The organism is Bacteroidales bacterium (assembly GCA_029210725.1).
In the GTDB taxonomy this organism is placed as follows: Bacteria; Bacteroidota; Bacteroidia; order Bacteroidales.
The window spans coordinates 22627-29846 of sequence record JARGFM010000038.1 but is presented as its reverse complement, the minus strand read 5'-3'; the positions used below and the strand labels follow the sequence as shown (position 1 = coordinate 29846).

The window sequence follows — 7220 nt, the reverse complement described above, 5'->3', positions numbered from 1 at the left end:
GTTGCATGTCGCTATTTGTTTGTAACTAATTCAAATATAGCCATTTAGGCTAAGACATGCAACATTTTTTGTTTGTTTATCTATTTCATTATCAACAATTTATCCACTAGGAAACTTCAGTTAATAATTATTCGGGAGAATATGAACTTACTTCAGTAAAACCTTCCACGAACTTCTTTGTACCTGCTTCTGAACTTCATCGAATTAAAGAGTTAAGCCAAATAGCAGACAATATTTATGCTTACTTCATGGAAAGGTTTTTACCAGACTACAAAACTGATTTAAACTAATTATCTTTTTCACGCCAATTGAAGTCTTTTACTATCTGTTCTATTGCAGATTTGTCTTCCATCTTAACCAATCTGAATTCATCATTATTTGCTGCTAATTTCTCTCTAATCATCCCTACCTGCGAAATCATCAATTGGTCATTATATTCCCCATAGGCATCAAGTGTGACTTGAACATTGGCATGACCGAGCAGACGGCTGACAATTCCAATATTCACACCATTTGCCAGCATAATGGTTGTGGCAAATGTTTTTCGTGCCAAATGTGATACCAGATGCTTTTTAACCCCTGCAATTACGGCAATTTCCTTCAAGTATGCATTGTATTTTACGTTTGAGGGTACAGGTAACAATCTTCCACGTTTTCTGCATAAGGGATGCTCCAAATACTTATCCATAATTTCATATGCTTTGGGGAGTACGGGAACAGAGTATGGTTTTTGGGTCTTTTTGCGTAGTATGTTTAACCATTTTTCTCCATCAGCACCCGTTACCAGATCATCCAATGAAAGACTGGCGACCTCGGCATAACCAAGACCCGTGTAGCAGCAAAAAATGAAGATGTCCCTGATTACATTCAGACGTTCTACTTTGAAATCGGTACATTCAATCCGATCCAGTTCTTCTCTTTCCAGATACTCTATCTTTTTTTTTGGCATACGAATTCGATAAGCGGGAAACGGGTGGCGATCCAGATATCCTTTTTGCATGGCGATCTTCAGTACACGGGTCAGACGTTGGTAATGTTTGTAACAGGTGGTAGTGCTGTTATCAAACCGCTCCCGCAAGAAAATTTCAAATCCCTTCATAAAATCGTAGTTCAGTTCATAGAGAAACATGTCTGACCTGCGGAATTTAAACTTCAGGAATTGGGAAAGGCGAAGCCGAGTGTTGGCATATTTAATTATGGTTGGTTGCTGGTATTCTTTCCCCTTGAGTCGTTTCATTTGTCGAAGGTGCTCATCGTAGACCTTCATCAGGGTCATCTGGTGCTCTTCTTTTCCTTCCATATGTTTCTTGATCAACTCAACGGAAAATGGCTTGCCCTTAATGGTAAGCTGGTTGGTGATTTGCATGATCTTGTGCCTTAGTCCATCGAGTTGGGAGTTGATGGATTCAGCTTCGGCACTTTTCCCTTTTACCCGTTTGAGTTTCTTGTCCCAATCGCTCTCCCTGACAGATAATCCTGTGCTTTTGGTAAAAAAACTGTTGTTGTTTCTTACCCTGAGATAAATCGGACAAAGTTTGCTGATTTTGTCCGTTCTGGTCTTGTAGAGCCAGTAGGTGATTTTTACATTACTATCCATTGCTATCAATTTTTAAAATTAGACATTTCTGAAACCCTTGTCCAATGGGCGATAGCAACGATCAATTAGCCAAAACTACATGCAAATGGTGCAGATTTTAGTCCTGCATACAGTTTTTGTTAATTTTTGCAATAACTTTTTCACCCTCCCCATAGTCGAGTCAAAAATTCTCTGGATGCCGAGGGCGAGTCGGAAAGTATTGCAATCATAGCACTTACGGGGGGGTGAAAAAGAAAACTCCATCCTTGGGGGACGGAGTCTGAAAGTACTCTTAGTGGAGCTGCGGGGGGTCGAACCCCGGTCCAAACGAGAAACCCATATGCTTTCTACATGCTTAGCCAATCTTTAATTGTAGGGACGGAGCCAGCGAAAGGCTACAAACTCAATCCTTAGTCTCCTTTATTTCGCCGGTGGGCCGGGACCTCCCAAAGGCTATCCTTGCTTAGCTTGTGCCTCATATACAACTGCCAACCAGGAGGAAACAGCTGCGAGACATCTCGTCCTCAGTCTCTAAGACCGGGATTAGGCATAGTCTACTGTGTAGAACTAGGCTGCGAGAGCATAGTTATTATCGCCAATTATAAGTGTGAGACCTGGGATTAACGAGCCAAATCACCACGCTCGGCATGCTTACATACCAGTTTATCTCGCTGTCAAATCCATTTCAGCCCCGGTAGTGGGTACAAACTTACAAAAATTGGACCACTCGTGGTGTTTCGGGGGAATTTTTATTGCAGGGTGAAGGAGGGTTTGATGGAGATCATCAGGTAGGCGAACTGCGGCAGGCGGATGGGGGTGTCCGCTACGCCCTTGAGTATCTCCAGGGTCGGGCCGGGGACCAGGAAGCTGTAGCCTGCCTCCAGCGCTGCTGTTTTGCTGAGGGTCCAGTTGAGTTTCAGGTCCAGTTCATGGCCCAGATGAGCGGGGAGGGCGGTCCCGGGAAGTTCGGGGTCGGACAGGGCGGCGGCCAGTCGGAAATAATGGTAATCGCTTTTCAATACGAGTTTTTCCGAAAGCCGGTATTCGCCTTTCACTATATAATCCTGCAGCCCCTGGGCGGGCATGTTGCTGAAATAGTCCAGGTAGCCGTACCAGCCGTGCCTTCTGCCATAGAGCAGATCGAAGGTATGGCTGGTCTCCGGGTAGCCGTTTTCGCTCTTCAGGGCGTCCTGGCCCGATATATAGTCGAGACCAGCGCTTATTTTGATCTTATCCTGCGCCAGGGGAACTCCAATATTCACGCTGGCGCAGAAGGCGCTCACGGTCTCCCCCGCCTGGTTCAGGGTATGCTGGTAATAGAGGGACGTTTTTGCTTCGAGGGGGTGACCGCTATATCCCATGTTGGCCCCCCAGGTGGCCCGGTAGCGAACATCCTCCGTGGAATCGGTCAGGTAGTTGCCCGTGACCAGGGCAATCAGGGAATAGGTCAGCTGCTCCATGGTCCGCTGGTAGCGCAGGAAATCCAGGGTTTTGAACTTCTGGGGCGGCACGGCGGTCAGCACGGCCGACTGGGCGTTCCACGACAGGCCCAGGTCCATTTTGTGGCTTTCGTTGCCTGCCTGGAAGAGCAGGGCATCGTAGCTTACCTGCGAATCGTTCCATCCCCTGGCGGAGAGGATCCGCTGGTCGTCGTAGCTGAGCAGCTGCCGGCCCGCCTTCACCGAGAGCCAGGGGAGCAGCTGTGCTTTGAACCAGCCCTGGTGCAGGCTCATGCTCCCGGTGTTCCCGAAGGTCCCGCTGGATTTGTACTGGGTATCGCCTCCCCAGAAGCGCACGTCCTGGAAGGAGATGTAGGTCTCAATGGATCCCTGTTTAAACCCGGCGTTCAGGCGGATCCGCTGGGTGACGTACAGGCGGGGGATCTCCTCTTTCGGGAGGGGGGTGCCGTACCCGGCATTGAGCAGGGCCCTGGGACGCAGCTCAGCCCCGATGGTGAGCTGGGAAAAAGCGGGCAGTGTTATGGGGAGGATCAGGAGGGTAAAAAGAAGCCGGGGTTTCATGAGGTACCGTTTTTTAGTGGGGAATGTTTCCTTTCTTTAAATAAATGTTTCCTTTCTTTTAGTTGATGCTTCCCTGCAGGTAGGCCTTGGTAATCTCGGTCTGCGGCTGCTTGAAAAAACGTTCGGCCTCGCCCTGCTCAATCACCTCGCCCAGGTACATAAAAATCACGTAATCGGCCAGCCGGATGGCCTGCCGCAGCACATGGGTCACCAACACGATGGTGTAGCCCCGCTTCAGCTCGATGAATTTTTTTTCGATCTCCTGGCTGGAGATGGGATCCAGGGCCGAGGTGGGCTCGTCGGCCAGGAGAATATCAGGATCCACGGCCAGTCCCCGGGCCAGGCAGAGCCGCTGCTGCTGACCGATGCTCAGGCTTGCGGCGGGCTCTTTCAGCCGGTCCTTCACCTCTTCCCAGAGGCTCGCCTGTTTCAGGTAGTGTTCGATGCGTTTGTCGCGGAACTGCTTTTTGCGCCTGCCGCTTATCTCCAGCCCGTAGGCGATATTTTTCTGGATGTTCATGGGCAGGGGGTAAGGCCGCTGCGACAGCAGCCCCATGCGTTTACGGATGGAAGGGACATCCACCGAGGGATCCAGGATGTCCTTTCCGTCGATGAGGATCCTCCCCCGCACCCGGATGTCGGGATTGATATCGGTCAGCCGGTTCATGCTTTTAAGCAGAGTGGTCTTTCCGCAGCCCGAGGGGCCCAGGATCACGGTGATCTTATGTTTAGGGATCTTCACGTTGATATCCCGGAGGATTTTCGCGCGCCCGATGTTCAGGTTCAGGTCCTCGATCTGGATCTTTGTATGGTTTTCCATGTCTAGAATTTGATGCTTTGTTTTTTAAACTTGCTTGTGAAAAAGCGTGCCAGCAAACTGGTCAGCAGAATAATGACGGTCAGCACCACCGCCGCCGCATAAGCCCTGTTCTTGACTTCCGGGATGGGAGAGGTGAGCTGGAAAAAGATGGAGAGCGGAAGGGTGGCCGTGGGCTGACCCAGAGAGGTGGGGATGCGGTCGGTGAAGCCGGTGGTAAACAGCACCGAGGCTGCATCTCCAATGGCCCTCCCGAAGGAGAGCAGGACGGCCGTTACGATGCCCGGGAAGCACTGTTTGGCCAGCACCCGGTAGCCCAGCTCCGATTTGGAGGAACCCAGAGAGAGGGCCGCCTCAGTCAGCCCGGCCGGGGAGGTCTTGAAGCCTTCGTCGATGGCCCGGATCATGATCGGGAGGATGAAGAGTCCCACCACGATGATCCCCGCCAGCAGCGAAGTTTTAAGCCCCAGCATAATCATCACCGTAAAGCCCATGGCGCCGTAGATGATGGAGGGGACGCCCCAGAGCAGATCCAGGATAAAGCGGAGCAGGTTGACCAACCGGCGGTGCCTCAGCAGCCAGGTGTTCATAAAGATGGCCACGGGCAGCCCGATGCAAAAGGCCAGCAGGGTGGCTCCCAGGGCCAGGTAGAGTGAACCCACGATGGCATTCAGGATTCCCCCTTCCTTTCCGAAATAGAATCCTCCTTTAGGAGTCTGTGTCAGCATTTCAAGCGAGAGGGAAGGGATCCCCTTGCGCATGATGCTGATGATGATCATCAGCAGTACGCCCATGATCAGGCAGGAGGAAAGCAGCATCAGCGCCCTGAAAAAGATCTCTTCGGCACGCTGCAGTCCTTTCCGGAGCCTCCTGGTTTTATTTGTATTTATTTTCATAGCGTATGATCAGAAGGCGTGAGAGCAGGTTAAACAGGATCACGATCACAAAGAGGATCAGGGCCGCCAGCATCAGCGCCGAATCGTAGAGGGGGATGGATAACATCTCTCCGTAGTTATTGGCTATCAGCGCCGTGAGGGGATAGCCCGGTTGGAAGACCCCGTCCGGAATGCGGGCCACGTTCCCGACCACCATCAGCACGGCGATGGTCTCACCGAAGGCCCTGGAGATGCCCAGTCCCATGGCCGATATGATGCCCGGGAAAGCTTTGCGCAGGAGGACTGAACGGATGGCCACCCAGTTGCTAACCCCCAGGGAGAGGGTCGATTCGTGCAACTCGGCGGGAATGGCCTGAAAGATATCGATCAGGATGTTTAGGATGAAGGGGATGATCATGACCGAAAGGACCAGTCCCCCCGCCAGGATGCAGTAGCCCGAGGTCTCCGCCCCCAGCAGGGGCGCCAGGTGGCCGGAGATAAAAGGGACAATGACCAGCACCCCCCACACACCGTAGACCACCGAGGGGATCCCCGCCAGGATATCGATGGTGGGCTGCATGATCTTCGTGACCCGGCTGTGGGCAAAATAAGTCAGGTGAAGCGCCGACAGGAGACAGATGGGACCGGCGATCATCAGGGCCAGGAAAGTGACCCAGAGGGAAGAGAGGATGAAGGAAGAGAAGCCAAACTGACCCGAAAGGGGCTTCCAGATCACCGAGCGGAGCAGGGAGAGCAGGGAGTGGTCCGTCAGGAGCATGGAGGATTTCCACCAGAGGGCCGCCCCGATGACCAGGGGGGTCAGCAGGATGACCAGCGTCCACAGCCTCATCCAGCCCCGGTTCAGGCGGTCCTTGAACAACCTGCCCGGCCTTAGTCTTTTTCTTGCCACCATTCAGGGGTATTTGTGTCCCGGTGCGATCAGAGGTGGAGTCTTTGGATCTCCTCCGCGATCTTCTCCTCCGAAAGGCTGACATAGCCGGCCTCCTTCAGGTATTGCTGCCCCTCTGTCAGGATCCATTCGATAAACAGGATCACCACCCTGCTCCGGGGCTTTCCCTGGGATACAAAGTAGAGTTCCCGGGCAGGGGGCGAAGGATAAATACCCCCCTTGATGGCGCTGACCACGCTGTCGAGCGAGGAGTAGAAATTCTCATCGGGTGTCAGGAACCCGTTGCTGTCCAGGTCCAGGGGAAGCACCTCCAGGTTCTCGTATTTTTTCCGGGTGGAAATATCATAAATGTAGGCCACGTTGTTGTAGCCGATCCCGTAGCGGTTGTTCCGGACCGCATCCGCCACCCCCGGATCCCCGAAAATACCGAGCCCCAGCAGGTCCTCCTGGTTCACTCCCAGGTAAGCCGCCCACATGGCCGCCGCTCCGCAGGCATCCGAGCGGGTGAACAGGGTGATCTCCGCCCCGGAAGGAATGTCCAGCAGTTCCCCCCAGCTGCTCACCCCGCCGCTCACATAAAGCTCGCGGAGTTTTTCCCGGCTTACCCCCTTTTCCAGGATCTCCTTCAGATGCGGATTGGAAGCATTGACAGTGGCCAGCACAGCGTCCTTGGTCAGCGCGATATGCCAGGCCCCTTTTTCTTTCTCCTGGGGAGCGATCTCACGGGAAAACATCCCCAGGTCTACCATCTCTGAAAGCGCATCGGCCATGCCCTTGCCCGCTCCTCCGGCCGAGATGTCGATCTCCACCTCCGGGTAGAGCTTCCGGAACTCTTCGGCCCATTTCACAGTAATGGGATAAAGTGCAAAGGCTCCGGAGATACTGATGTTGCCGGAAACAGTTCCCGTTTCTATTTTCGTCTCAGGCTTAAAAAGCTTGCATCCGCCACAAACGAAGAGAATCGTTAAGGCCATGACCATGGATAGTTTTTTCATTGAACCAGGTTTAGGATTGTACGGAT

At 52.6% G+C, this 7220-nt stretch carries 6 protein-coding genes and 1 other RNA gene; all 7 read right to left on the bottom strand.

All coding sequences use genetic code 11. The features are described 5' to 3' along the window. Window positions 1-286 precede the first annotated feature (286 nt). The 7 genes from P1P86_15145 to P1P86_15115 all read right to left on the bottom strand — a co-directional run bounded on the left by P1P86_15145 (window position 287) and on the right by P1P86_15115 (window position 7194). The gene (locus P1P86_15145) at window positions 287-1597 is read right to left on the bottom strand and encodes a site-specific integrase (GenBank protein ID MDF1576521.1); all 1311 of its coding nucleotides are present in this window, start codon (window positions 1595-1597) and stop codon (window positions 287-289) included. 272 nt (window positions 1598-1869) lie between these two features. Beyond that, window positions 1870-2269, bottom strand: a transfer-messenger RNA (tmRNA) gene (gene ssrA, locus P1P86_15140). A gap of 56 nt (window positions 2270-2325) precedes the next feature. Further along, window positions 2326-3597 carry an alginate export family protein gene (locus tag P1P86_15135; protein MDF1576520.1) on the bottom strand — a complete coding sequence of 424 codons (1272 nt, stop codon included), beginning with the start codon at window positions 3595-3597 and terminating at the stop codon, window positions 2326-2328. A 58-nt stretch (window positions 3598-3655) separates the two neighbouring features. After that, entirely contained in the window at window positions 3656-4417 is a 762-nt protein-coding gene (locus P1P86_15130; GenBank protein ID MDF1576519.1) for a phosphate ABC transporter ATP-binding protein, read from the bottom strand. A gap of 2 nt (window positions 4418-4419) precedes the next feature. After that, on the bottom strand, window positions 4420-5310 hold the full coding sequence (locus P1P86_15125; GenBank protein ID MDF1576518.1) for an ABC transporter permease subunit: 891 nt from the start codon (window positions 5308-5310) through the stop codon (window positions 4420-4422). Further along, window positions 5291-6202, bottom strand: coding sequence for a phosphate ABC transporter permease subunit PstC (gene pstC / locus P1P86_15120; protein MDF1576517.1), 912 nt, complete (start codon window positions 6200-6202; stop codon window positions 5291-5293). Before pstC ends, P1P86_15125 begins: the two co-directional genes overlap by 20 nt. A gap of 26 nt (window positions 6203-6228) precedes the next feature. Then, window positions 6229-7194, bottom strand: a complete 966-nt coding sequence (locus P1P86_15115; protein MDF1576516.1) for a PstS family phosphate ABC transporter substrate-binding protein — start codon at window positions 7192-7194, stop codon at window positions 6229-6231. Between the last annotated feature and the right edge of the window lie 26 nt (window positions 7195-7220).

Coding starts and splice junctions, on each gene's coding strand:
- P1P86_15145 (MDF1576521.1), bottom strand. CDS start 1,597: ATGGATAGTAATGTAAAAATCACCTACTGGCTCTACAAGACCAGAACG.
- P1P86_15135 (MDF1576520.1), bottom strand. CDS start 3,597: ATGAAACCCCGGCTTCTTTTTACCCTCCTGATCCTCCCCATAACACTG.
- P1P86_15115 (MDF1576516.1), bottom strand. CDS start 7,194: ATGAAAAAACTATCCATGGTCATGGCCTTAACGATTCTCTTCGTTTGT.
- pstC (MDF1576517.1), bottom strand. CDS start 6,202: ATGGTGGCAAGAAAAAGACTAAGGCCGGGCAGGTTGTTCAAGGACCGC.
- P1P86_15130 (MDF1576519.1), bottom strand. CDS start 4,417: ATGGAAAACCATACAAAGATCCAGATCGAGGACCTGAACCTGAACATC.
- P1P86_15125 (MDF1576518.1), bottom strand. CDS start 5,310: ATGAAAATAAATACAAATAAAACCAGGAGGCTCCGGAAAGGACTGCAG.